Origin of the sequence: Lentzea jiangxiensis (assembly GCF_900104175.1) — a bacterium.
Classification (GTDB): Bacteria; Actinomycetota; Actinomycetes; order Mycobacteriales; family Pseudonocardiaceae; genus Lentzea; species Lentzea jiangxiensis.
In genome coordinates this window covers 700,204-723,920 of the sequence record NZ_FNIX01000002.1, presented here as the reverse complement: position 1 = coordinate 723,920, position 23,717 = coordinate 700,204, and the positions used below count along the sequence as shown (strand labels likewise).

At 70.2% G+C, this 23,717-nt stretch carries 27 protein-coding genes; 18 read left to right on the top strand and 9 right to left on the bottom strand.

Features of this window, described 5'->3' with window-relative positions; genetic code table 11:
• Positions 1 to 136: 136 nt before the first annotated feature.
• Positions 137 to 1,753: a RecQ family ATP-dependent DNA helicase gene (locus BLQ91_RS10985; protein WP_090096609.1), complete on the top strand. Its 1,617-nt coding sequence runs from the start codon at positions 137 to 139 to the stop codon at positions 1,751 to 1,753.
• An 85-nt stretch (positions 1,754 to 1,838) separates the two neighbouring features.
• Here BLQ91_RS10985 and BLQ91_RS10980 read toward each other — a convergent pair whose 3' ends face one another.
• Both BLQ91_RS10980 and BLQ91_RS41170 read right to left on the bottom strand, forming a co-directional pair.
• Positions 1,839 to 2,636, bottom strand: coding sequence for a hypothetical protein (locus tag BLQ91_RS10980; RefSeq protein ID WP_090096608.1), 798 nt, complete (start codon positions 2,634 to 2,636; stop codon positions 1,839 to 1,841).
• A 94-nt stretch (positions 2,637 to 2,730) separates the two neighbouring features.
• The gene (locus tag BLQ91_RS41170) at positions 2,731 to 3,111 is read right to left on the bottom strand and encodes a glycine-rich domain-containing protein (RefSeq protein ID WP_176959665.1); all 381 of its coding nucleotides are present in this window, start codon (positions 3,109 to 3,111) and stop codon (positions 2,731 to 2,733) included.
• 269 nt (positions 3,112 to 3,380) lie between these two features.
• Between BLQ91_RS41170 and BLQ91_RS43755 the strand changes: the two genes are divergently transcribed.
• Positions 3,381 to 3,521, top strand: coding sequence for a hypothetical protein (locus BLQ91_RS43755; protein WP_176959664.1), 141 nt, complete (start codon positions 3,381 to 3,383; stop codon positions 3,519 to 3,521).
• A gap of 283 nt (positions 3,522 to 3,804) precedes the next feature.
• Here the strand turns inward: BLQ91_RS43755 and BLQ91_RS10970 are convergent, their stop codons facing one another.
• Positions 3,805 to 4,719, bottom strand: a complete 915-nt coding sequence (locus tag BLQ91_RS10970; RefSeq protein WP_090096606.1) for an SDR family NAD(P)-dependent oxidoreductase — start codon at positions 4,717 to 4,719, stop codon at positions 3,805 to 3,807.
• A 101-nt stretch (positions 4,720 to 4,820) separates the two neighbouring features.
• Here BLQ91_RS10970 and BLQ91_RS10965 point away from each other — a divergent pair, with 101 nt between their 5' ends.
• Positions 4,821 to 5,486: a TetR/AcrR family transcriptional regulator gene (locus BLQ91_RS10965; RefSeq protein WP_090096605.1), complete on the top strand. Its 666-nt coding sequence runs from the start codon at positions 4,821 to 4,823 to the stop codon at positions 5,484 to 5,486.
• Positions 5,487 to 5,500: 14 nt separating this feature from the next.
• On the opposite strand, the gene BLQ91_RS10960 is transcribed toward BLQ91_RS10965, so the two are convergent.
• Entirely contained in the window at positions 5,501 to 5,914 is a 414-nt protein-coding gene (locus BLQ91_RS10960; protein ID WP_218130217.1) for a DUF3995 domain-containing protein, read from the bottom strand.
• 57 nt (positions 5,915 to 5,971) lie between these two features.
• Between BLQ91_RS10960 and BLQ91_RS10955 the strand changes: the two genes are divergently transcribed.
• Positions 5,972 to 6,541 carry a TetR/AcrR family transcriptional regulator gene (locus BLQ91_RS10955; protein WP_218130216.1) on the top strand — a complete coding sequence of 190 codons (570 nt, stop codon included), beginning with the start codon at positions 5,972 to 5,974 and terminating at the stop codon, positions 6,539 to 6,541.
• Positions 6,542 to 6,602: 61 nt separating this feature from the next.
• On the opposite strand, the gene BLQ91_RS10950 is transcribed toward BLQ91_RS10955, so the two are convergent.
• Positions 6,603 to 6,863 carry a DUF3253 domain-containing protein gene (locus BLQ91_RS10950; RefSeq protein ID WP_176959662.1) on the bottom strand — a complete coding sequence of 87 codons (261 nt, stop codon included), beginning with the start codon at positions 6,861 to 6,863 and terminating at the stop codon, positions 6,603 to 6,605.
• Positions 6,864 to 7,055: 192 nt separating this feature from the next.
• Between BLQ91_RS10950 and BLQ91_RS10945 the strand changes: the two genes are divergently transcribed.
• Complete coding sequence (locus BLQ91_RS10945; RefSeq protein ID WP_143022587.1) at positions 7,056 to 7,298, top strand: hypothetical protein; 243 nt, start codon at positions 7,056 to 7,058, stop codon at positions 7,296 to 7,298.
• Positions 7,299 to 7,330: 32 nt separating this feature from the next.
• On the opposite strand, the gene BLQ91_RS41160 is transcribed toward BLQ91_RS10945, so the two are convergent.
• A complete protein-coding gene (locus BLQ91_RS41160) occupies positions 7,331 to 7,489 on the bottom strand; it encodes a hypothetical protein (protein WP_176959661.1) in 159 nt (52 codons plus the stop codon).
• Between the two features lie 386 nt (positions 7,490 to 7,875).
• Between BLQ91_RS41160 and qcrC the strand changes: the two genes are divergently transcribed.
• The 4 genes from qcrC to BLQ91_RS10925 all read left to right on the top strand — a co-directional run bounded on the left by qcrC (position 7,876) and on the right by BLQ91_RS10925 (position 12,105).
• Positions 7,876 to 8,667, top strand: a complete 792-nt coding sequence (gene qcrC, locus BLQ91_RS10940) for a cytochrome bc1 complex diheme cytochrome c subunit (RefSeq protein ID WP_090096602.1) — start codon at positions 7,876 to 7,878, stop codon at positions 8,665 to 8,667.
• On the top strand, positions 8,664 to 9,785 hold the full coding sequence (qcrA, locus tag BLQ91_RS10935; protein ID WP_090096601.1) for a cytochrome bc1 complex Rieske iron-sulfur subunit: 1,122 nt from the start codon (positions 8,664 to 8,666) through the stop codon (positions 9,783 to 9,785). Before qcrC ends, qcrA begins: the two co-directional genes overlap by 4 nt.
• The gene (gene qcrB, locus BLQ91_RS10930; protein WP_090096600.1) at positions 9,782 to 11,380 is read left to right on the top strand and encodes a cytochrome bc1 complex cytochrome b subunit; all 1,599 of its coding nucleotides are present in this window, start codon (positions 9,782 to 9,784) and stop codon (positions 11,378 to 11,380) included. Before qcrA ends, qcrB begins: the two co-directional genes overlap by 4 nt.
• A gap of 188 nt (positions 11,381 to 11,568) precedes the next feature.
• Positions 11,569 to 12,105: a hypothetical protein gene (locus tag BLQ91_RS10925; protein WP_090096599.1), complete on the top strand. Its 537-nt coding sequence runs from the start codon at positions 11,569 to 11,571 to the stop codon at positions 12,103 to 12,105.
• A gap of 73 nt (positions 12,106 to 12,178) precedes the next feature.
• Here the strand turns inward: BLQ91_RS10925 and BLQ91_RS10920 are convergent, their stop codons facing one another.
• On the bottom strand, positions 12,179 to 13,768 hold the full coding sequence (locus BLQ91_RS10920; RefSeq protein ID WP_218130215.1) for a helix-turn-helix domain-containing protein: 1,590 nt from the start codon (positions 13,766 to 13,768) through the stop codon (positions 12,179 to 12,181).
• Positions 13,769 to 14,019: 251 nt separating this feature from the next.
• Here BLQ91_RS10920 and BLQ91_RS10915 point away from each other — a divergent pair, with 251 nt between their 5' ends.
• Positions 14,020 to 14,490 carry an RICIN domain-containing protein gene (locus BLQ91_RS10915; RefSeq protein ID WP_143022586.1) on the top strand — a complete coding sequence of 157 codons (471 nt, stop codon included), beginning with the start codon at positions 14,020 to 14,022 and terminating at the stop codon, positions 14,488 to 14,490.
• A 138-nt stretch (positions 14,491 to 14,628) separates the two neighbouring features.
• Here the strand turns inward: BLQ91_RS10915 and BLQ91_RS10910 are convergent, their stop codons facing one another.
• On the bottom strand, positions 14,629 to 15,540 hold the full coding sequence (locus tag BLQ91_RS10910) for a TauD/TfdA dioxygenase family protein (RefSeq protein WP_090096596.1): 912 nt from the start codon (positions 15,538 to 15,540) through the stop codon (positions 14,629 to 14,631).
• 229 nt (positions 15,541 to 15,769) lie between these two features.
• Here BLQ91_RS10910 and BLQ91_RS43750 point away from each other — a divergent pair, with 229 nt between their 5' ends.
• The 8 genes from BLQ91_RS43750 to BLQ91_RS10875 all read left to right on the top strand — a co-directional run bounded on the left by BLQ91_RS43750 (position 15,770) and on the right by BLQ91_RS10875 (position 23,025).
• Positions 15,770 to 15,853 carry a putative leader peptide gene (locus tag BLQ91_RS43750; RefSeq protein ID WP_425412461.1) on the top strand — a complete coding sequence of 28 codons (84 nt, stop codon included), beginning with the start codon at positions 15,770 to 15,772 and terminating at the stop codon, positions 15,851 to 15,853.
• A gap of 79 nt (positions 15,854 to 15,932) precedes the next feature.
• Positions 15,933 to 16,937 carry an ABC transporter substrate-binding protein gene (locus BLQ91_RS10905; protein ID WP_245733318.1) on the top strand — a complete coding sequence of 335 codons (1,005 nt, stop codon included), beginning with the start codon at positions 15,933 to 15,935 and terminating at the stop codon, positions 16,935 to 16,937.
• Positions 16,934 to 17,755: an ABC transporter ATP-binding protein gene (locus BLQ91_RS10900; protein ID WP_090096594.1), complete on the top strand. Its 822-nt coding sequence runs from the start codon at positions 16,934 to 16,936 to the stop codon at positions 17,753 to 17,755. Before BLQ91_RS10905 ends, BLQ91_RS10900 begins: the two co-directional genes overlap by 4 nt.
• A complete protein-coding gene (locus BLQ91_RS10895; RefSeq protein WP_090096593.1) occupies positions 17,752 to 18,603 on the top strand; it encodes an ABC transporter permease in 852 nt (283 codons plus the stop codon). Before BLQ91_RS10900 ends, BLQ91_RS10895 begins: the two co-directional genes overlap by 4 nt.
• Positions 18,604 to 18,612: 9 nt before the next feature.
• Entirely contained in the window at positions 18,613 to 20,169 is a 1,557-nt protein-coding gene (locus BLQ91_RS10890; RefSeq protein WP_090096592.1) for an FAD-dependent oxidoreductase, read from the top strand.
• Positions 20,166 to 20,519: a 4Fe-4S dicluster domain-containing protein gene (locus BLQ91_RS10885; RefSeq protein WP_090096772.1), complete on the top strand. Its 354-nt coding sequence runs from the start codon at positions 20,166 to 20,168 to the stop codon at positions 20,517 to 20,519. The genes BLQ91_RS10890 and BLQ91_RS10885 overlap by 4 nt, the downstream gene beginning before the upstream one ends.
• Positions 20,516 to 21,676, top strand: coding sequence for an ROK family transcriptional regulator (locus tag BLQ91_RS10880; protein ID WP_090096591.1), 1,161 nt, complete (start codon positions 20,516 to 20,518; stop codon positions 21,674 to 21,676). The genes BLQ91_RS10885 and BLQ91_RS10880 overlap by 4 nt, the downstream gene beginning before the upstream one ends.
• 2 nt (positions 21,677 to 21,678) lie before the next feature.
• Positions 21,679 to 23,025, top strand: a complete 1,347-nt coding sequence (locus BLQ91_RS10875) for an LLM class flavin-dependent oxidoreductase (protein ID WP_281199353.1) — start codon at positions 21,679 to 21,681, stop codon at positions 23,023 to 23,025.
• 112 nt (positions 23,026 to 23,137) lie between these two features.
• On the opposite strand, the gene BLQ91_RS10870 is transcribed toward BLQ91_RS10875, so the two are convergent.
• Positions 23,138 to 23,698 (bottom strand): TetR/AcrR family transcriptional regulator, encoded by a 561-nt coding sequence (locus BLQ91_RS10870; RefSeq protein WP_090096590.1) that lies wholly within the window; start codon positions 23,696 to 23,698, stop codon positions 23,138 to 23,140.
• Positions 23,699 to 23,717: the final 19 nt, after the last annotated feature.

The following is a 23,717-nucleotide window of genomic DNA, read 5'->3' as shown; positions in this document are numbered from 1 at the left end:
TGCTCCAGGCGCTCGTGCACAGCTCCCGCGACGTACCGGCGAATGTGACGCTGCCGGTGTTTGCCGACACGCTGCCGGGCTAATCCTCCACACCGGACAACGCGACGAACGGAGACGACACGAATGTGCCAGTGCCATGTCGGCTGACGACCAGCTCCTCAGGACGGCGGAAGAGGTCTTCGGCTGGACCACGCTGCACGAGGAACAGGAGCTCGCCATGCGGCACCTCCTCGACGGCCGGGACGCGCTGGTCGTGATGCCGACCGGGGCCGGCAAGTCGGCCATCTACCAGGTCCCGGCGATCCTGCTCGACGGCCCGGCCGTGGTCGTGTCGCCGCTGATCGCCCTGCAGCGGGACCAGGTCGCCTCGCTGCGGGCGGCCGGTGCGCCGGCGGCGGCAGCGGTCAACTCCGCTCAGACCGCGGAGGTCACCGAGCAGGCCTGGCAGGAGTTCACCGAGGGCGGGACCAAGTACCTTTTCCTGTCCCCCGAACAACTCGCCGACGCCGGAACGCTCGAGCGGCTGCGGGAGGCCAAGCCCTCGTTGTTCGTCGTCGACGAGGCGCACTGCGTGTCGGCCTGGGGACACGACTTCCGGCCCGACTACCTGCGGCTGCGGCACGTGATCGAGAGGCTGGACCACCCGCCAGTGCTCGCGCTCACCGCCACCGCGAGCGGCCCGGTGCGCGCGGACGTCGTCGAGCACCTCGGTCTGCGTGACGCGGCGGTGATCGTCGCCGGGTTCGACCGGCCCAACCTGCACCTGGCAGTGCGGTTCTGCACCGACGACGACCAACGCAGGCGGACTGTCGTCGACTGGGCGGCGGACCGCACCGGGCACGGCCTGCTGTACGTGCCCACCCGCAAGGACGCCGAGCGGTACGCCGACGACCTGGCCGCGCGAGGCGTTGCCGCCGCGGCCTTCCACGCCGGCATGAAGGCCGCTGACCGCAAGCGGGTGCAGGACGGGTTCATGCGGGGTGACGTGCGCGTGGTCGCGGCCACCTCCGCGTTCGGCATGGGCATCGACAAACCGGACGTGCGGTTCGTCGTGCACACCGCGACGCCCGGCTCGCTGGACGCGTACTACCAGGAGATCGGCCGCGCGGGCCGCGACGGCGAGCCTGCCGACGTGGTGTTGTTCCACCGGCCGGAAGACCAGAGCCTGCAACGGTTCCTGACCGGCAGGACGCTGGACCGCGAGTGCGTGCGCGAGGTCGCCACCGCTGTGCGCCGCCGGCGGTCCGGCGTGGCGATCACCGACCTGGTGCGGCGGCTCGACCGGTCCCGCCGGAAGGTCACCGCCGTGGTGAACCTGCTGGAGAGCGTGGAGGTCGTGCACACCGGTCACGACCACGTGCGGTACGCGGAAGGCGCTCCCCCACCGGCCAAGGCCGTCGCGGCGGTGACGGAGGAGGCGGAGCGGCAGGAGAACCGGGACCGCTCGCGACTGGAGGTCATGCACCAGTACGCCGACACGCGCGACTGCCGCCGGCGGTTCCTGATCGGCTACTTCGGTCAGGAGCTCGACCAGCCCTGCGGCCACTGCGACAACTGCGACGAGGGCTTGTCCGACGAAGACTCCGGAAGCAGCGAGTACCCGCCGAACTCCCCGGTGCGCCACGAACAATGGGGCCGTGGCGTGGTCGTGCACCACGAGGCCGACCGGGTGATGGTGCTGTTCGACGACGTCGGCTACAAGACGCTCTCCCTCACCGCCTTGCGGGAGAACGGGGTGCTCACCCCGGTGTGATCTTCAGCGGCACGGCGGTCGAGCATCCTCCGCCGAAAGCAGAGGCCTCGCCGAGCTTCGGCGAGGCCTCTCGTGAGCGGCAGCCTCAGCAGTTGCCGAGCCTGTACTCGAACCAACGACGCGCTCCTTCGGTGGCGGCCGTCCCGGCGAACTTCCGTTCCCACATGCGCACCAGAGACGCGGTGTACGCCGTGATCGCGTCGGGATCGGCCGTGCGGAATGCGTCGAGCTGTTCGGCCCAGGCTTCGGCGTCTGAGGGCTGGTGTCCCGCAGCGACCAACCGAACCGCCACCTGAGCGACGTCTACCCAGGCAGCGCCCGGCCTCCACCACGCCCAATCCACCACGCGAGCCTTGTCCGAGACCAGGAAGTCGAACGGGTTCAAGTCGGAGTGGATCAGGGTCGAACCGTCCATGTAGGCCGGTGCCCGACGTGCCCATTTCGCCACCGTGGTCGAGTTCTTCTTCGACCACGCGTGCGCGTCGTCAGGCACTTCCAGGTTCAGTTCACTGTCCAGCGCCGCCGCCCACTGCTTCGCCATCTCTCGCTTCACGGCGAGGGCAGAGGGCGCGTCGGTGGTGGTGATCGTCCGAACCGCGTCCGCGACCATCGGCAGGCCGGTTGAGCCCGGCGAAAAGTCGGCGTGCTGCCCGGGAACGTGCTCGAACCCGAGCAGCAGCCAACCATCGGTGTCGACCCGCCACAGCAATCGTGGAGCTACGTCCTTCGGCAGGAAGGGGTTCACGGCCGCTTCGTTGCGGTGCATGAAGGCCTGGTGATCGTCCGCCTTGATGCCCTTGCAGAACACCCAGCCGTCCTCCGTCATCAGCGACGCGGCGATCGCGGAGTTGCGACCGGCCAAGGCCTCCTCCACTTCGGTCACATGTCCCGTGTGCTCGCTGACAGCGGCGGCCACGCCTGCGGGCAGGTCACTCCAGTTGAGGCGATTGATCGTCGGGCTCCTCTGTCTCGGTCTGCTAGCTGGGGTCGTCGCCTTGGCCGCAGTTGGTGCACCCGCTGTGGCACTGAGAGCAGCGTCCGCCACCGTCGAGCCACAGTTCCGGGTGCAACGGCAATCCGGCCTTGGTGATGGCTTCCACCGTAGGGGCCAGCACCTGTCGGACATCGGTCTCGGTGCGCTGCGGCGCAGCGAACTCATCCGGTACGTGGTGGATGAAGTAGCCGGCCTCCCGCTCGCAGAACGTGGCGTACTCCTGCGTGTTCAGGATGAACTGGTGCCAGCCGATGTCGACCTTCTTGCTCGGCCGGAAGGTGGCACCGCAGCAGACGCGCCTGCACCCGATGGTCCGCGAGACACTTCGGGGAATCGCCATGCTCGAACGCCGGAAGTCGGACACGGTGACGAACTTCGTCGATTGGCTCGGCCCGAACGCGGTCCTCTGACAACGAAGCGAGCAGCGCCGAAGCCGATCACAGAACGTGGTCCGTGCCCAATAGCCGCACCTGGCCGGGCCGGCATGTCACGGGACAAGGCAGACCTGCGTCAACGTTCTCGCGGCCGCACCGCTTACCGCACCGCACCAGTGCCGAACTCCGGCGCCGTGTCCGATCGAGCAAGACCACCGCGATCCGCCACGAACGAGACCAACCGGGCGAGCTGGTCCACATGAACGACAAGAAGATCGGCCGCATCCCCGCCAGCGGCGGCCGGCGCGTGCACGGGTCCGCCACGCGCAACGACACCACCAGGATGACGGTCGGTCTCGGCCGTGACGTGACCCTCCGGGCGGTGCCCGCGATCCGGTGAACCGGGTCGCTGGCATCCCCCATGGCGGCGTCAGCCGTTCGACCGCCGGATCAGCAGTTCCTTGCCCTCGTCGGCACCCTTGCGGCTCGCCGCAAGAAGTCCGCCAGCTCACCGTCGCCTGCACGCTCCGCGTCGGCGATGTACGCAGGATGATTTCGTTGCGCGCCAACCACAGCAGCAATTCGAGGTCGACACTGCCCCAGCGCTCCGACGGGTGCGTCCTCCAGCGGCGTGACGCACCTGTGGTTGCGAGGTTCACGCCGTGCCGCCCCCGGAACGGGTCTCACGCCACGGCGGCTGACTGACCGACCGGGAACCGCACGCCGGTGAGGTCTTCCGAAACGGCCCAGAGGCGTTGCTGCACGGCCAGGTCGTAGGAGCCGGGGCTGGAGCTGACCAGCTTCGGGTAGCCGCGGACCTCGGCCAGACCGTCGGGTCCGTAGTACTGGCCGCCGAGGACGGCCGGGTCGGTGGCGGCACGCAGGGTGGGAAGCGCGCCCGCCGCCGCGGACTGGGTGACCAGCGGAGCGAGCCAGGTGATCAACCGGCGAGCGAACGGCGGGGTGTTGCGGACCAGTTCGGTGTTGGAGACACCGGGGTGCGCGGCCACCGCGGTGGTGGTGCCGTGCGCGGCCAGCCGGCGCTGCAGCTCGTAGGTGAACATCAGGTTGGCGAGCTTCGACTGGCCGTAGGCGCCGATCCGGCTGTAGGAGCGCTCCCACTGCAGGTCGTCGAAGTGGATGTCCGCGCGGATGCGGTGACCGGTGCTGCTGACCGTGACCACCCGCGAGCCGGGCACCGGCAGCAGCAGGTCGAGCAGCAGGCCGGTGAGCGCGAAGTGGCCCAGGTGGTTGGTGCCGAACTGCATCTCGAAGCCGTCGCGGGTGGTCTGCTGGGGGGTGTACATCACCCCGGCGTTGTTGATGAGCAGGTCGATCCGCGGGTGGGTGGTGCGCAGGTCGGCCGCGGCGGCGCGCACCGAGTCCAGCGAGGTCAGGTCCAGTTCCCGCACGGAGACGTCGCCGTTGATCCGGGCTGCGGCCTGCCTTCCCTTGCCGGTGTCGCGCACGGCCAGCACGACCGCCGCCCCGCGCTCGGCGAGCCGCCGGGCGGTCTCGAAGCCCAGTCCGGTGTTCGCGCCGGTGATGACGGCGACGCGGCCGTCCTGGCGCGGGATGTGCTGCTCGGTCCACTTCATCGGGCTCTCCTAATGTACCGCCGGTAACTTATAGCCGGAACAGTAATGTACCGCCGGTACACTGTCAAGGTACCGGCGGTACCCAAGCTAGGATCGGTGCCATGACGTTCCAGCGGGCGCGCACCGAAGAGCAGCGGGAGGTCCGTCGCCGGGCGATCCTCGAGACGACCTCGGCGATGCTCGACGAGATGCCGGTGGCCGAGGTGACCCTGAACGAGCTGAGCCGTCGGGTCGGCCTGGCCAAGACGGCGGTGCTGCGTTACTTCGAGTCACGCGAGGCGGTGCTGCTCGACCTGATGGACGACCGGACGGCGACCTGGCTGGCCGAACTGGAGCAGGAGCTGGCCCGCGACGTCGCCCCGGACCGGCCCGTGGCGGAACGGGCCGAGCAGACCGCCGACGTGATCAGCCGCTCACTCGCCGCCCGGCGTGCGCTCTGCGACCTCTACGGCGCGCAGGGTGGAGTGCTCGAGCACAACGTCTCGGTCGAGGCGGTCCGCCGGCACAAGCGGGCCTCGCTGAGCAACCTCGCGGTGATGACCGGCCTCGTCCGGCGGCACCTGCCCGAGGTCGGTGACCGCGCAGAGCACTTCTGCCTGAACGTGCTGCTGGTGGCGGGCGCGCTGTCGACCTACACCCCGCCGCCGCCGAGCCTGCTGGCCGTCTACGAGTCCGAGCCCGCGCTGGCGGTCCACCGCATCGAACTGCCGACAGCCCTGCGGCTCGCGATCATCACATCGCTCGTGGGTCTACTGCCGCGCTCCTGAGCCCGGAGAAAGGGCTACAGCACCACCAGGAGCGCGCAACAGCCAGCGAGGGCCAGGCACAACGGCGAGTAATAGCGCCGATCGAGCCTGGCGAACTCGGTGTCCCGGCGAAGCGACAGCGCCAAGCCGACAGCGCCGCGCAGCAGCAGCACGGCCGCCACGGCGCCTGTGCCCACGACCGGGAGCCAGGCCGGTCCCGGCACGGCAACAAGTGCGCCTTGGGCGGCGACCAGATAGCCGGCCACGGCAAGAAGCAGCGCCACCACCAGTGTCATTCCCGGCGTCGGCAACCTGTCGACGGGGACGTCGACGACGCGGCGAGCGAAGTCCTCACGCGTGCGCAGCGGCCACGGCGAGAACGTCCACACCACGTGCAGCCCACCGACGAGCAGCAGCACCACCGCTGTCAACACTGCCAATCCTGTCATCACAACCCCCTCGTCCATACACCACTGTACGGTTTTCCATACAGTACTGTACGGATCGTGGCGAAGCAGCGACTTTCCAAGCAGGACTGGCTACACGCGGCACTCGACGCACTGGCGGAAGGCGGGGTCGCGGCCGTCGCGGTCGAGCCGCTGGCCCAGCGGCTCGGCGTCACCCGGGGCAGTTTCTACTGGCACTTCGCCGACCGGAACGCCCTGTTGCGCGAAGCGCTCGAGTGGTGGGAGTTGCAGGGCACCGAACTGGTCATCGAACGGGTGAACGCCATCACGGACCCCCGGCAGCGGCTGCGGACGCTGTTGCACATCGCCATCGTCGAGGATCCGACCAGCGGGCTGGAGCCCGCGCTCGTGGCGCACGCCGGAGATCCGGCAGTGGCTCCGGCGCTGCACCGCGTGACCCAGCGCCGCGTCGCTTTCCTCGCCGAGGTCTACGCCGAAATCGGCCTGCCCGCCGCTAACGCCCGTTACCAGGCGGTATCCGCGTACTCGGCCTACGTCGGCTGGATGCAGCTCAAACGCGCCACGCCCTCGGTGCTGCCGGAGATCGCGAACGACCCCGACGCGCTCACCCACTTCGTGGAGCAGCTCGTGCCGGCATCCACCATGTGACAACGGCCGGGTGTTCTCTTCGCAACGGCCGTGCTGACCGCACCCGAGCACCGGGAGCGGGTCAGCCGGATTCCGTCGTGCGGATCCGGATCGGACCGCGCCACTCCTCGGCCGGGGACAGCTCCTGCCCGCGGCTCGTCACGACGACCCGGCCTCGCGCCGCCAGTCGCCTGGCCGCCGAGCGGGCCGGGTCCATCAGCTCGCGCCAGCCTTCGCCACCGACCGCTCGCGCAGCCTCCGACGGGCAGATCGACTTCGCCGGGCCGCGGGCGCCGGCCAAGTCGAGGATCACGCGTTCCAGCCGTTGTTCGACCGAGCTCACCAAGACGGCCTACCCCGGTCCCCTGGAAGGAATCCGCGGAGTCCGACGCCTGTGGCCCGCTCCCCCGTGCGTGACGGGGTTCGACCGGACCGGCACGGGTATCCAGGCACAACGTCGAGCAAACGGCGATCCCACACCGCTGTGGCCGCACCCGCCCGAGGCGGGGCGTGCCCCGACCTCACGGACACCGCCATGCCCTTGACACCTTGCCCCGGCCGCGGCGCGGTCATCACCTACCTCAACCCGGACGTCCTGCATCCCGCCGCTGTGCTGAGCGGCGTGGTGCTCGGGGCTCACGTGGTCGATCCGGAGACCTCTCACCTGTGGATACCGGTGTTGCTGCCCGACAGCACCATCGCCGTGCTCGACACCGCGAACATCATGCAGGTCGAGCCGCCGGAAAGCGCCGCCGGCAGCCGGGAAGCCATCGGCTGATCGAGCCGTCGCAGGCGTCCGGTGTTTACGACTCACTCGACGTCGTCTTCGCTCAAGCCCATGCCGTCGTTCTTCGGCGGATCACTCGGTGGCCGCTTCGAGACCTCGACCTCCGTCTCGGTGAGGGGTGTCCCGCTCGCCTCCTCGGCGGCACCACGTTCCGTCTGCTCGTTCTCGGTCGGTTCCGTCACAGCACACCTCCTGGACGCGTCTTGGCCCGTGCGGCATACCCGGCGCCGGGGCTTCGAACCCGGACCGCGAAGACCGTCATGCAGCCGTGTTCCAGCGGTGTTTCACCCGAACGGATGTGAAACCGCCGGTGTCGGGTGACTTTCGAGGGGTAGGCCGGACGCTGCGCGGCACCTGTCGCGCGGTCCACTCCCCGGCGTCGGCGGTGACCTGTGGACCTCCGGCCTGGTCGTAGGTGGTCTCGGCACGATCCTCGGCGCGGTCGACATGATCACCACGCACCGTGGTGAAAGCCCCTTCGGGGGCATTTGCGCGGGAGCAGGTTGAAGTGCGTTTTGAGTGGTAGCCGGGCGTGACCCACCGCCCGTTCAACGGCACGGGAGTGCTTATGTCGCAACAACGGCGCACCTCTCCACGACGACGCCGGCTGCGGCGGTGGGCTTTCCTGTTGCTGGCCCTCGTCGCCGCCGGGACCCTCGCCGGCCTGCTGACCCCGCAACGCCAGACGGCGGTGGCCCAGGAGTCGGGAACGCAGCGGCAGGGTGAGCAGATCTACCTCAACACCTGCCTGACGTGCCACGGCGCCCAGCTGGAAGGGGTGGAGGGCCGGGGGCCGAGCCTGGTCGGGGCGGGCGAGGCGAAGGTCTACTTCCAGGTGTCGACGGGGCGGATGCCGCTGGCGCGCCAGCAGGCGCAGGGGCAGCGCAAGCCCGTCGAGTTCAGCGACGACGAGATCCGGGCGCTGATGGCGTACGTCGACAGCTTCGGCGGCGGCGGCGCCAAGATGCCGGAGGAACGCGGCGAGGCGCTGCGGGGCAACGTCGCGCGCGGTGGTGAGCTGTTCCGCCTCAACTGCGCCGCCTGCCACAACTTCACCGGCCGCGGAGGCGCGCTCACCTCGGGCAAGTACGCGCCGAGCCTCGACCCGGCGAACGAGGAGCAGATCTACACGGCCATGCTCACCGGCCCGTCGAACATGCCGGTGTTCGGCGACCGGCAGCTCTCCCCCGAGGAGAAACGGGACATCATCGCCTACGTCGAGTCGGTGCAGCACGAGAGCAACAACTACGGCGGGCACCCGCTGGGCTCGCTGGGGCCCGTGTCCGAGGGCGCGGTGGCGTGGGTGGTCGGCATCGTCGCGCTCGTGCTGCTCACCCTGTGGATCGGGGCGCGGGCATGAGCGAACGCGACAAGGACGCCATCTCGGCCGACGAGCTGGACCGGATGTCCGACGACGAGCTGGTCCGGCTCGGGACGCGTCTCGACGACGTGCGGCTCGTCCAGTACGCCGAACGCTGGCCCGTGCCCGGCACGAAGATGGAGCGGCGGGCGCTGCGGCACGTCACCGGCTGGTTCGTGCTGGCGGGAGTGTCGGCGCTCGCCCTGATCGGCGTGTTCGTGTTCTGGCCGTACGAGTACCTGCCGCCCGGTGCGCCCGGCTACCAGGTCCGCACGCTCTACACCCCGATGGTCGGCCTCACGTTCGGGCTCACGCTGCTCGGCCTGGCGGTCGGTGCCGTCGCCTACGCCAAGAAGTTCCTGCCACAGGAGCTCGCCGTGCAGCAGCGACATTCCGGCAGCTCCTCGGAGGCGGACAAGCGGACGGTCGCCGCCGAGTTCCGCGACGCCGGCACCCGCAGCGGCCTGCAACGGCGCACCTTGTTCCGGCGTGTCGCGGCGACGTCCGCCGGCCTGTTCGGTCTCGGCCTCGGGGTCATGGCGATCGGCCCTCTCGTGCGGGATCCGTGGAAGCACGGTGACAGCCCGGACTCGTTGTGGCGCACCGGCTGGAAGCCGATCAACGGCGAAACGGTCTACCTGAGGCTGGACACCGGCGACCCGGACGAGGTCGTGCTGGTCCGGCCGGAGGACCTCCGCGCGGGCGGGTACGTCACGGTCTTCCCGTTCCGCGAGACCGACCGGGAGGAGCCCGAACGGTTGCACGCCGCGCTGCGCAGGGCCGACAGCGCGGTGATGCTGTTCCGCTTCCGCCCCGGCACGACGGTGACGAGCCGTCCGGGGCGGGAGGACTTCCACCACGGTGACTTCTACGCCTACTCCAAGGTGTGCACGCACCTGGGTTGCCCGGCATCGCTGTACGAGCAGCAGACCGGGCGGTTGCTGTGCCCGTGCCACCAGTCGCAGTTCGACGTGTTCGCGGGTGCCGTGCCGATCTTCGGTCCCGCCACCCGTCCACTGCCCGAGCTGCCCATCACCGTCGGCGACGACGGGTACTTCGTCGCCCGCGGCGACTTCGCCGAAGTCGTCGGACCGGGGTTCTGGGAGCTGAAGCCATGAGCGAGCGTCCGACCAAGGCACCGCGCCGCGTCGTCGCCGGGACAGCCGGGTTCGCCGAGGACCGCCTGCACATGGCCGCCGCGGTCCGGCGGCAGATCAACAAGGTGTTCCCGACGCACTGGTCGTTCCTGCTCGGCGAGGTCGCGCTCTACAGCTTCGTCGTGCTGCTGCTGTCCGGCACCTACCTCGGCCTGTTCTTCGACCCGTCGATGACCGAGGTGACCTACTCGGGGAGCTACGAGGGCCTGCGCGGCATTGACATGTCGCGGGCCTACGAGAGCGCGCTCGAGATCTCGTTCGAGGTGCGCGGAGGTTTGTTCGTCCGCCAGGTGCACCACTGGGCCGCTCTCGTCTTCATGGCCGCGATCGTCGTGCACATGCTCCGCGTGTTCTTCACCGGCGCCTTCCGCAAACCCCGCGAGATCAACTGGGTGATCGGCATCCTGCTGTTGATCCTCGGCATGGCCGAGGGCTTCGCCGGCTACTCGCTGCCCGACGACCTGCTCTCCGGCACGGGCCTGCGGATCATGTCCGGCATCGTGCAGTCCATCCCGGTCGCCGGCACCTGGACGCACTGGCTGGTCTTCGGCTCCGAGTTCCCCGGCACCGAGATCATCCCGCGGCTCTACCTCGTGCACGTGCTGCTCGTGCCCGCGATCATCCTCGCGCTCGTCGCCGTGCACCTGGCCCTGGTCTGGTACCAGAAGCACACCCAGTTCCCCGGCCTCGGCCGCACTGAGAACAACGTCGTGGGCGTCCGCATCCTGCCGATCTTCGCGGTGAAGAGCGGCGCGTTCTTCGCCGCGGTGGTCGGCCTGCTCGGGCTGATGGGCGGGCTGTTCCAGATCAACCCCATCTGGTTGTTCGGCCCGTACAACGCCGCGCACGTCTCGGCCGGTTCCCAGCCGGACTGGTACATCGGCTGGCTCGACGGCTCGACCCGCCTGTGGCCCGCGTGGGAGCTCTTCCTCGGCGACTACCGCATCCCCGCCCAGTTCTGGCCCACGGTGGTCCTGCCGCTGGTCATGTTCGGGCTCGCCGGCGCCTATCCGTGGATCGAGCGCCGCCTCACCCGCGACCACGCCCACCACCACCTCGTCCAACGCCCCAGGGACGTTCCGGTGCGCACCAGCCTCGGTGCCATGGCGATCACGTTCTTCTGCGTCCTGCTCGTCTCGGGCGGCAACGACGTCATCGCCGAGAGGTTCCAGCTCTCGCTCAACGCCATGACGTGGGCAGGCCGCATCGGCATGCTGGTGCTGCCGCCGCTCGCCTACCTCCTCACCTACCGCGCCTGCATCGGGCTGCAGCGCTCCGACCGCGAGGTGCTCGACCACGGCATCGCCACGGGCACGATCAAACGGCTGCCGCACGGCCAGTTCATCGAGGTCCACCAGCCGCTGTCCGACAAGCCCCTGACCTACCAGGGCACTCCCCTGCCCAAGCGGATGAACGACCTCGGCTACGCCGGACGGCCGGTCTCCGGCACCCTGCTGCGACCGGACCCCCCGGAAGAAGTAGCGGCACTGGGCGACGCCCGCTCGGCCAAGGGCGTGTCCGAGGGCGCGCTGAGCGGCGAGGACAGTCCGAAGTAGATCCCCTCCAACATTCCGCCTGGACACCAGGCGCACCGCACCCTCGTCGAACTGCACCTCGCCGACTGCACCTCGCCGACGGCAACCCGGCCCAGGCCGTCCGCCGTACCAGAGCTACCGGACCCTGCTGCGACGCGATCGACTCGAGGCCGTGGATAGGTCACCCGGAGCCGGGTACTCGTGGCGGCATGATGAAACGCGTTCTGTGGGAGGGTCTGCTGGCCGGCACCACCGGGGTGCTGGTGATGACTCTCGGCGAGAAGGCCGAGCAACGCCTGACCGGCCGACCCGACTCCCACGTACCGGCGAGGGTCCTGCAACGGCTCACCGGTCTCCGTGAACGGCCCGGTGGCCGCCAGCCCGTGCCGCTGAACCTGGCGATGCACTTCGGTCAGGGCATGGTGCTCGGCGTGCTGCGCTCGGTCATGGCGCACGCCGGGCTGCGCGGCCCGTGGTCCTCGGCGAAGTTCGCCGTGGTCCGGGTGACCAACGACCAGATCCTGGAGAACGCGACCGGTGTCGGGGCCCCGCCGCCCACCTGGCCCCGCCGGGAACTGGTGGTGGACCTGCTGCACAAGGGCGTCTACGCCTTCGCCACCGGTGTTGTCGCTGACGCCTTGGCCGCCCGCTCCGGTCTCGGGCCCGGACAACGCCACGCCGCGATGCGGCCCGGCCGGCGCGCCGGTGTCGGTCCGCTACCCCGCCGCAAGGCTTACGCGCGATAGCGGGCGGTTCACGAAGGCGCCTCAACGACTCATTCGTCTTCTCACAGTGCAGAGTCGGTCGCGTGGTTCGCTGCTAGCCCCTTGGCTGCTGCACGACGAGCACGGGCGTTCCGGAAACTGCGAGGGTGTCGCCCGCCCGCACCGGACGGCTGGTGCCGTCAAGGCCGCGCACCTCCTCGGCGTGTGGTGGGAGTGACGTCATCGCGGTGCCCTCGTGCGTCCAGCGGATCGTGAGCAGCCGGTTGTCGTCCGCGGTGAACTGGCACTGCCACACGTTCGCCGGCAAGCCGATGGCGAGGCCCTGCCCGCATGACTGGGTGTTGGTGCGGGTCAGCCACCGTTGCAGCTCCTCCACCGCGAGCGCGGCCTTGGTGGGCGGGCTTCCGACGGCCTGCAGCGTGATGGGCAGGCCGCCACCGCCCCAGTTGTAGAAGTAGGTGCGTTCGAGGCTGAAGTGGGAGCCGTGGATTGCGGCCAGGTAGAAGCGCACGGCGTAGTCGGCCGCGCGTTGCTCGTCCAGCCGGTCGTCGCGAACGTACTCGTAGGTGACGCCGGTGTTCCACAAACGCGGGTGGACGCCCGCGTCGTGCAGGGCACCGTCGATCTGCCGCAAAAGGCCGATCATGGTCTCCGGTGGATCGGCCGCGTGCTGCTGGTGCAGGTTCAGACCCGCGACGTCGCAGTGGTCGTAGCCGCGCAGTTCGGCGAACCGGCGCAGAACGGCGCGGCCCTCGTCCGTCCACAGCCGGGCGATCGACGGGCACACCACGACCGCTCGCGGGTCCACGGCCCTGATGGCGCGCCCGGCCAGCCTGGTCATCTCGACCAGGGTTTCCGTCGAACCGGAGAAGTACCGTTGGTCGTTGGCGTGGACCCAGACCTCGTAGGCGTCGATGCGGCCCTGGTAGCGGGCCGCCAGGGTGCTGACGAACCGTTCCCACACCGCCAGGTCGTCGGGTGGCGCGCTGCGGGAATCGTCGCCGTACGGTGCTTTCGGCCCGGCAGGCGCGGCCCACGCCGGTGTGCCGCCGAACACCAGCGTCGCGGGCAGGTCCGCCTTCCGCGCGCCGGCGACGAGCCGGTCGAGCACAGTCCAGTCGTAGGCGTCGCGCCGCGGTTGCAGCCTCGCCCACCGGGTGCCGCTGTCCCAGAACCGCAGACTGCCGACCCGGAACGACGGCATCACCCCGCTCGACGAGGACGCCGTCACGCCGAACAACGACGGCGTCAGCGGCCGTTCCCGCTGCCAGGACGGACCGGCGACCTGCTGCCGCACGGGGATGGTTGCCACGTCCGCACCACTGGCCGTGAGCGACACGAGAACGAGCACCAGGACGAGCCCGGTGGACATCACGGAAAAGGTGCGCGGACGTGGCGACCGCCGGGATTCCGGCGCCGGGCGCACGATTTCCGGAAGTGCCGCCTGGCCGGCCGCGACCCTCCACTGGGCCAGCAACTCGACCAGTTCCTCGTCGTCCGCCGAACACGCCGTCGCGATTCCGACCACGGTCCGGTAGTCCGGCGGAACAGTCGTTCCCGAGCAATACCTGTGCAGCGTCGAACTGCTGATGTGCGACTTCCTCCCCAACTCCGAATAACTCAGCCCGCTGCGCTGCTTGAGCGCCGCCAGACGGCACGCGAGCTCGCCCCTGTCTCCCGCCACACCTACCGCCCTCCCCAAGCCTTCGGTGTCGCGGGCCAGTATGGCAGCCATCCCACCCGCGTGGATATCACCTGGCCAGGGCATGTCACATCATGTCGGGACGGCGGTACGTTGCCTCCATTGCGGGGTCATCGGCATTGTTTGTCCGGAACGCGCTCGCGGACTTCACAGGAAATCACTTCCACCGAAATCGCCGTGTTGACTGCGCGCTCCGGAACATCGAGGGTGACCAATCACTCAGGAGGACTCCGTTGTCGACGTCCAAGCAAATGCTGCTCAGGATCACGGGATTGCTCGCGGCCACGGCGTTGGTGCTCGTTGCCGCGCCCGCGGGCGCCGCGGCACCGCAGGCCGAGTCGCTGTACTGGATCAGGTTCGCGGACAACCTCGCCCGCTGCCTGGACTCCAACGCACAAGGCGACGTGTACACGCACAACTGCCAGGACAGGAACGACCACCAGAAGTGGGACAACTACACGCCCGGCAAGTTCAAGAACAAGAGGACCGGCCTGTGCCTGGCCGGCGGGCAGTCGTCGGTGTTCACCACCTCCTGCTCGGTCAACGCGACCGACTGGAGGACGTCGTCCACGACGAAGAAGCGCTTCACCAACGTGTCGACCGGACTCTGCCTGCACAACCAGGGCGGCCACGGACAAGCCGTCGGCCTGCGGGCCTGCCAGTCGGGAACCGCGTACTGGACGATGACGAAGCTCAGGAGCTGATCACGCGGGGCGTTTCGCGGTGTGGCGACCGCTGACGCCCCGGTGCGGAACTCCGCCTCACCAGGGCCGCGTTGCCGAGGGGCCGGTTTCCCGGCACCTCGGCAACGCCGGACTCACGTGGCCGGAGTCCCTCGCGCCTCAGAGGGCGGAGAAGTGGGCGGCGTCGCCCACCACCGTCGTGCTCGGGACGCCCTCGACGCTGACCGGGACGTCACCGGCGATGGTGATGCGGTGCAGTCTGCGGCGGGCGTTGTCGTAGTCGTCCACGCCGTAGTGTTGGGTGGCCCTGTTGTCCCACACGGCGACGTCGCCGTCGGACCACTGCCAGCGCACGGTGTTCTCGAGCTTGGTCACGCGGTTCTGCAGCAGGTCGAAGATCGCCCGCGACTCGGTGGGGCTGACGCCGACGATCCGCTTGACGAAGTGACCGAGCAGCAGGGCGCGCTCGCCCGTCTCCGGGTGCACGCGGACCAGCGGGTGCTCGGTCTCGTAGCGCTGTGACTCGAACTCCTCGCGGTAGGCCCGTTCCTTCACGTCGATGCCGCCGATGCGGGTCGAGTCGACGTGGCCCGCGTAGTCGTAGACGTTGGTGTGCAATGCCCACAGCCGGTCGACGAGTGCCTTCAGGGCGTCGGGCAGCTCGTCGTAGGCGCGTGCCGTGTTCGCCCACACGGTGCTGCCGCCGTAGGGCGGCAGTTCGACGGCGCGCAGGATGCTGATCGCCGGTACGCGGTCGACGAAGGTGACGTCGGTGTGCCAGCTGTTGGCCTTGCCGTAGTCGGAGTCGATCGCCAGCACGTTGGTGTGGTTCTGCCCCTTGACCGTCGGGTGGGCGAGGGTCGGCTGGCCGAGCAGGCGGGCGAAGGCGAGCTGGCCAGCGTCGTCGAGGTGGTGCTGGCCCGAGAAGAACACGACCTTGTTGGCCAGCAGCGCGGTCCGGATCTCCGCGACGACGTCTTCCGGCAGGTCACCGCCGAGCCGCACGCCGTCGATCCTCGCGCCGATGCCCGCCCCCACTCGGGAGACGGTGACGGAAAGCTGTGCGGTCATCGCGAACTTCCTTTCGTGGGAGGGACTTCCCCCTCCACGGTGCTGAGCCGGGCACCGCTCGCGCAACTGTGCGCGGCAGGAAATGATGTCGTCCCAGCAACTGGAAGAGATTGACCGGCGGACTTTCTTCCAGCGTGAAAAATAGGCGGCTGCGTCCAGCTCGGCTCCATGATGTGGGACGTCCGTTCCGGCCGTTGACCCGGCTCGACGCGGGTGTGACGCTCGCTCCGTGACCCAAGCCGCCTTCTTCACCTCGCGCCGGCACGTCGATCTTCGACGCCATGCCAGCGCTTTCTGTCGCGCCGGCCGCTGAAACCCACCCCTGTCATTCCACACGGGACCGTCGTCCCGCTCTTCAGCGCGCCCTTCTCCCTTCCAGCAAAGGATCTGCCGTGACCACCACGCGACGGAACTTCCTCGGCCTCTCACTGCTCTGTCTGACAGCGGCGACCGTCGGCTGCTCGACGGCGTCCGGTGCGGGGGCCGAGACCAAGACGCTGCGCTACCAGGGCTGGGCGGGAGACGTCACGCTCCCCGAACTGGCCGCGGAGCTCGGCTACCTCGGCGACGTGAAGCTCGAGTGGGTCGGCAACACGATCAGCGGTCCGCAGGACATCCAGTCGGCCGCCACCGGTCAGGTCGACTTCGGCGGGGCCTTCAACGGAGCGGTGGTGAAGCTCAAGGCCGCCGGTGCCCCGATCAAGTCGGTGATCGGCTACTACGGCTCCGACGAGAACGCCTACAGCGGCTTCTACGTGCTCGACGACAGTCCGGTCCGCACGGCTCGCGACCTGCTCGGCAAGAAGGTCGGGATGAACACCCTCGGCGCGCACCACGAGGCCATGCTCGGCATCTACCTCAAGCGGGCGGGGCTGAGCCAGGACGAGATCAAGAAGGTCGAGCCGATCGTCGTCCCGCCGGTCAACATCGAGCAGTCGGTGCGGCAGAAGCAGATCGAGGTCGGCGTGCTCGGCGGCATCCTGCGCGACAAGGCGCTGGAGAAGGGCGGCGTCCGCAAGCTGTTCTCCGACTTCGACCTGCTGGGGCCGTTCACCGCGGGCACGTACGTGTTCACCGAGAAGTTCCTGCGCGACAACCCCGGCACGGTCCGGACGTTCACCACCGGCATCGCGAAGGCGATCGAATGGAGCCGCACCACCCCGCGCGAGGAGGTCGTCACGCGCAAGGTGGAGATCCTCACCCGGCGCGGCCGCAACGAGGACCCCGCCGCGCTCAGGTACTGGAAGTCCACCGGTGTCGCGCAGAAGGGCGGCAAGATCCTCGACCAGGAGCTGACGATCTGGGTCGACTGGCTCGCCGAGCGCGGGGAGATCACCAAGGACCAGGTCGAGCTCTCCGACCTCTACACCAACGACTTCAACGAGCTCGCCCGATGAGCGCCCACATCGCCTTCCGCGGCGTCTCCAAGCGGTTCCAGGTCAAGGTCCGCGGCTCCCGGCAGCACAGCGAGTTCACCGCGGTGGACACCGTCGACCTCGACGTCGAACGCGGCGAGTTCGTCGTGCTGGTCGGCCCCAGCGGGTGCGGCAAGTCCACGCTGCTCGACCTCCTCGGGGGCCTGACCGAGCCGAGCGAGGGCGAGATCCTGCTGGACGGACGGCGGATCACCGGCCCCGGCCTCGACCGCGGCATCGTCTTCCAGCAGTACGCGCTGCTGCCGTGGCGCACCGCGCAGGGCAACGTCGAGTTCGGACTGGAGGCGACCGGTGTCCCGCGCAGGCACCGCGCTGAGCGGGCTCGCGAGTTCCTCGACCTGGTGGGTCTGACCGGCTTCGAGGACCGCCACCCGCACCAGCTGTCCGGCGGCATGCGCCAGCGGGTCGCGATCGCCCGCAGCCTCGCCTACGACCCGCAGGTCCTGCTGATGGACGAACCGTTCGCCGCCCTCGACGCGCAGACCCGCGAGTCGATGCAGGACGAGCTGCTGCGGATCTGGCAGCGGACGGGCAAGACGGTCGTGTTCATCACGCACTCGATCGACGAGGCCGTCCACCTCGGGCAGCGGGTCGTCGTGCTGACCTCGCGGCCGGGCCGGGTCAAGGAGACCGTGGCGATCGACCTCGGTGACCGGACCCGGCAGGAGGATCCGCGCTCCAGCCCGGAGTTCGCACGGTACCGGCACCGCATCTGGGACCTGCTGCACGACGAGGTGTCCCGTGCCCAGCAACAGGAGAAGGAGGTGGTGGGCGCATGACCGCACTGCTGGAGACCCCGTCCGCGACCGTGGACAGGACGACGCCGGCGGCATCCCGGCCACGGCGCGCGGTGTCGCGGCTGGCCGACGCGGTGCTGACCGGCCTCGGCAAGGTCGTGGCCGTCGCCGCGCTCCTCGTCGTCTGGGAGGTCGCGCCCCGGCTCGGGCTGGTGGACGCCACGTTCCTGCCCCCGTTCACCACGGTCGCGGTGTCGTGGTGGGACCTGCTGGTCAGCGGGAAGCTGCTCGACAACACGCAGGCGAGTCTCGTGAGGTCGTTGTCCGGCTTCGGGCTCGCGGTCGCGGCCGCCGTCCCGCTCGGCCTGCTCATCGGCTGGTACAAGCCGGTCGCGACGCTGCTCAGCCCGCTGCTCGAGGTGTTCCGCAACACCGCCGCGCTCGCGTTGCTGCCGGTGTTCGTGCTGCTGCTGGGCATCGGCGAGACGTCGAAGATCGCGATCGTGTTCTACGCGTGCACCTGGCCGATCCTGCTCAACACCATCAGCGCCGTGCGGGCGGTGGACCCGACGTTGCTGCGGCTCGCGAGGTCGATGGACCTCAACGGCTTCCGGTTGTTCCAGAAGGTGATCCTCCCCGCGGCCGTGCCGACCGTCTTCACCGGCATCCGGCTCGCCGGGGCGCTCTCCATCCTCGTGCTGGTGGCCGCGGAGATGGTCGGCGCCAAGGCCGGTCTCGGCTACCTGATCAACGCCTCGCAGTTCAACTTCGCGATCCCGCAGATGTACGCGGGGATCATCACGCTCTCCGCCATCGGCGTGCTGTTCAACCAGGTGCTGGTCGGCCTCGAACGCCGCTTCACCTCCTGGCGAGTCCCGGTCGGAGCATGAGGAGCCGTCATGACACTCACAACTGACGTCCTGGTCGTCGGCGGTGGCCCCGCCGCGACGTGGGCCGCGCTGAAGGCCGCGGAGCAAGGCGCCTCCGTGGTGCTCGCGGACAAGGGTTACTGCGGAACCAGTGGCGCGACCGCGTCCGTCGGCACCGGCGTCTGGTACGTGCCGCCGGACGAGAAAGCCCGTGAAGCCGCCATGTCCAGCCGCGAAGCGCTCGGCGGCCACCTCGCCGACCGCCGGTGGATGGCCAGGGTGCTCGACGAGACCTACGAGAGGGTCAACGAGCTGGCCGAGGCAGGCCGCTACCCGTTCCCCACCGGACCGGACGGCACCCCGTTGCGCAACGGCCTGCAGGGCCCGGAGTACATGCGGCGCCAGCGGATCCGGGTCAAGCGCGCCGGTGTCACCGTCCTCGACCACAGCCCCGTCACCGAGCTCCTGACGGACGCCGACGGCGCGGTGGCCGGTGCCGCGGGGTACCGGCGGCAGGCCGGCCAGCCCTTCGAGGTGCGCGCCGGTGCCGTCGTGCTCGCCACCGGCGGGTGCGCGTTCCTGAGCAAGGCGTTCGGGTGCAACGTCAACACGGGTGACGGGGCGCTGCTGGCCGCCGAGACGGGCGCCGAGCTGTCGGGCATGGAGTTCTCCAACGCCTACGGCATCGCCCCCGAGCACACCTCGGTCACCAAGACCGCTTTCTACAACTACGCCACCTTCTACCGCGCCGACGGCGAGGTGCTCGAAGGCGCCGGCAGCCAGCGCGGCCGGTCGGTGATCGCGCGCACCCTGTTGTCGGGCAAGGTCTTCTGCAAGCTCGACCTGGCCGACGACGCCGCACAACGGGCGATGAGGCTGGCGCAGCCGAACTTCTTCCTCACCTTCGACCGGCTGGGCATCAACCCGTTCACCGATCCGTTCGCGATCACGTTGCTGGCCGAGGGCACCGTGCGCGGCACGGGCGGGATCCGGATCGTGGACGACGGGTGTGCCACCACGGTTCCCGGCCTCTACGCCGCGGGTGACGCCGCCACGCGCGAATTGATCTGCGGCGGGTTCACCGGCGGCGGCAGCCACAACGCCGCGTGGGCCATCTCCTCCGGCTCCTGGGCGGGTCGCTCCGCCGCGCGGTTCGCCCGCGCGCTCGGCCGCGGCGCACGGCAGGTGAGCGCGGCCGGTGGCGCCGGGCTGCGCCCCACCCGCGGCGCGAAGGACGTCGACGTCGTCGAGATCATCCGGACCGTGCAGGCCGAGGTCCTGCCCTACGACAAGAACTACCTGCGACACGGCGACGTGCTGCGGTCGGCGTTGCGGCAGCTCGACGGCGCCTGGCGATCGGTCCGTTCCGACCTGCGTGCCGAGGGGGCTTCGACGGTGACCGCACGCCAGGCGGTGGCCATGGTCGCGCACGCGCGGTGGATGTACACCTCAGCCCTGCTGCGCGTGGAGAGCCGCGGCATGGCCAAGCGGCTCGACCACCCCGGGCTCGATCCCGCGCAGCACCACCGGATCACCTCCGGCGGGCTGGACCAGGTGTGGGCGCGGCCGGAAGGAGCCGCGGCGTGATCGAGCTCGTCTCCGCGGCGCAGTGCATCGCCTGCGACAAGTGCATCGAGGTCTGCCCCACCAACGTCTTCGACCGGGGCGAGGACGGACTGCCCGTGGTCAGCCGGCAGTCCGACTGCCAGACGTGCTTCCAGTGCGAGGCCAACTGCCCGGCCGACGCGCTGTTCGTCGCGCCGCACACCCATCCGCTGCCCGCGGAGTCGTACGCGCACGACGAGGAGCACCTGCGGCGGACCGGTCTGCTCGGCAGCTACCGCAGGGAGATCGGGTGGGGCCACGGCCGCACGCCGGGAGCCGCGCGCGCCGTCGGCCCCGCCCTCTCCCCCGCCGGCCCGCCGCTGATCTCATGAGCACGGCCGCGTCGGTGGTGCTCGGCACCGTGCTGCGGTGCGGGCCGGTCGCCCGCAGCACGATCGCCCGCACGTCCGGCCTGAGCCCGGCGGCGGTGACCCGGTCCTGTGCCGCGCTCACCGAGCTCGGCCTGCTCGTCGAGGTACCGCAAGCCGTGCCGTACCAGGGCGTGGGGCGGCCGCACGTACCGGTGGACATCGACACGAGCCGGCACGTCGTGGCCGGGATCCACGTCGCCCACCCGTTCTCCACCCTGGCGCTCGCCGACCTGCGTGGCAGGGTGCTCCTCCGGAGGACCGTCCCCCACGCCGACCCGGACGACCCGCGGGAGGTGCTGACGACCGCGGCCGACGAACTGCTGCGCGTGCACGCCGACCGGTTCCCGGCGCACATCCCGATCGGCCTCGGCGTGGCGGCGGGCGGCTGGGTCGACCCGCGCGACGGGGTGATCGTCCGGCACGCCTCGCTCGGCTGGCGCGACGTCGAGGTCGCGGCCCTGCTCACAGCCCGGACGGGACTTCCCGTGCGGGTCGACAGCCACGCGAGGGCGCTGGCGAGGGCGGAGCAGCTCTTCGGCGCCGCCAACGGCCGCGAGTCGTTGCTGCACCTGTTCGTCGGCAACGTGGTCGACGCCGCGTTCGTGACCGCCGGTGCGGCCCACCGCGGCCCGCGCTCGGCCGCCGGCGACGTCGCGCACCTCGCTCTCGGCGACCCGGACGTGCAGTGCCGGTGCGGCAAGCGCGGGTGCTTGGAAGCCACCGTGTCCGACCAGGCCTGGGCGGCGCGGGCACACCGCGAAAGCGTGATCAGCAGGCCGTACGTCTTCGACCTGGTCGACGACGCCGTGGCCGGATCCCCGGCGGCCGGGGCGCACCTGGTCGACCGGGCCCGCGCCGTCGGTCGTGCGGCGGCCGTGCTGTTCGACTTCCTCGACCCCGAGGTGCTCGTCGTGACCGAGCTCGGCACCAACCGCCTGCCCGGCTGCGCCGCCGCGCTCAGGGACGAGGTGACGGCGATGTCCCGCGCGTCCGCCGACGCGGTGCTGACGAGCAGCTTCGGCGAGGACGTCCTGGCCGTGGCGGCCTGCGCCGTGCAGCTCGACGCCCTCTACTCCGATCCCTTGAACATCCGAAACCCAGTCTGGCAGGGAGTCTGAAGTTGTCCGCACGCGAGCTCCACCTCAACGCGTTCCTGATGGGCGTCGGCCACCACGAGGCCGCGTGGCGCCACCCGCGCACCGACCCGCGCGCGCTCGGCGACGTCACCCACTTCCAGAACCTCGCGCGCATCGCCGAACGCGGTACGTTCGACTCGGTGTTCCTCGCCGACGGGGTGCAGATCTGGGGCGACGTCCGGCACACCGCGGCGGGCCACTTCGAACCCCTCACCCTGCTCACCGCGCTCGCCCAGGTGACCGACCACATCGGACTGATCGCCACCGCGTCGACCGGCTTCAGCGAGCCCTACAACCTCGCCCGCCTGTTCTCGTCCCTCGACCACATCAGCGGCGGCCGCGCGGGCTGGAACATCGTCACCACCGCGCAGGACCGCTCGGCGCAGAACTTCAACCGCGAGGTCAACACCGAGCACGCCGAGCGCTACCGGCGCGCCGACGAGTTCCTCGACGTGACCACCGCCCTGTGGGACTCGTGGGAGGACGACGCGCTGATCGTCGACCCGGAGACCGGCGTGTTCGCCGACGACGCCAAGGTGCACGAGATCGGCCACAAAGGACAGTTCTTCTCGGTGCGCGGCCCGCTCAACGCCGTCCGCAGCCCGCAGGGACGCCCGCTGCTCGTCCAGGCCGGCTCCAGCGAGGACGGCAAGGCGTTCGCCGCCGCATGGGCCGAAGCCGTGTTCACCGCCCAGCAGACCCACGGCGAGGCGACCGCGTTCTACAGCGATCTCAAACGGCGGGTGCAGGCGCACGGACGCCCGGCGGACGAGGTGAAGGTGCTGCCCGGCATCGTCCCCGTGCTCGGCGGCACCGAAGCCGAAGCGCTGGCGCTGGCCGCGGAACTCGACGACCTCATCATCCCGGCGCGGGCCGTGCGCCAGCTGACCGAGCTGATCGGCATCGACCTCACCGGACACCCGCTGGACGAGCAGCTGCCGGAACTGCCGCCCGTCAGCCACGTCAACGGCGCCAAGAGCCGCTTCCAACTGGTCCGCGACCTGGCCGAGCGCGAACGGCTGACCCTGCGCCAGCTGCTCGGCAGGCTCGGCGGCGGACGCGGGCACCAGGTCGTGGCCGGCACACCCGAGCAGATCGCCGACCACATCGAGCTCTGGTTCACCACGGGCGCGGCGGACGGCTTCAACGTGATGGCGCCGTTGCTGCCGTCCGGCCTCGAGGAGTTCGTCGACCACGTCGTCCCGCTGCTGCGCGCACGTGGCCTCTTCCGCGCCGAGTACACCGGTCGCACGCTGCGCGATCACTACGGTCTGCCGCGACCGGCGAGCCGGTTCGCCGCGCAGGACCACCCCAGCGCCCGCCTCGCGTAGGCATGCACGTCCGCGTCGGTGGCGCACTCGCAGGGCGAGCGCCACCGACGCGCCGGGACTCGCGGACGATCTCGCGCCCTGGGTCATTGGGTCCGCGCCCCGGGTTGGACCCCTACCCGTTCGCGCCCATGCCGAGGATCAACGCGACCGCGTCCTCCGAGCAGGCCCCGGGCGTCAGCACCTCCTGCAACAGCAGACCGCGGATCGCGGCGACGGCGACGGTGGCCCTGGTCCGCGCTTTCCGGGCGTCGAGCCCTTCGCACTCCGCCAGCGAGGCCAGCACGCCGGTGAGGTCGTCCAGCGACGAGACGAACTCGCCGAAGTCGTCCGGGCTGTACGCGGCCAGCGCCACGACGTGGAAGAACCCGCGCACGCGCGACAGCTGCTCAGGTCGGGTGTAGACCCGCCAGATCGCCAGGACGAGGTCGTCGAAGGTGCCCTGCCCGGCGTCGCGGAACAGCGCCTCGTTGTCGCGGGTCCGCTGGACCGCGAGCACGGCCGCCAGAACGCCCGCGAGCGACCCGAAGTGGTACCGCAGGAGCGCGTGGCTGGTCCCGGTCCTGGCCGCGATCTCGCGCAGGGAGGTCTCCGGTGGCGGAAGGCCGTCGTCGAAGACGTCGAGGAGACGCGCCAGGAGGCGCTGGCGGGCATCGCCGTTGCTTGACAGGACCACACGCCTAGTTTATCCATTG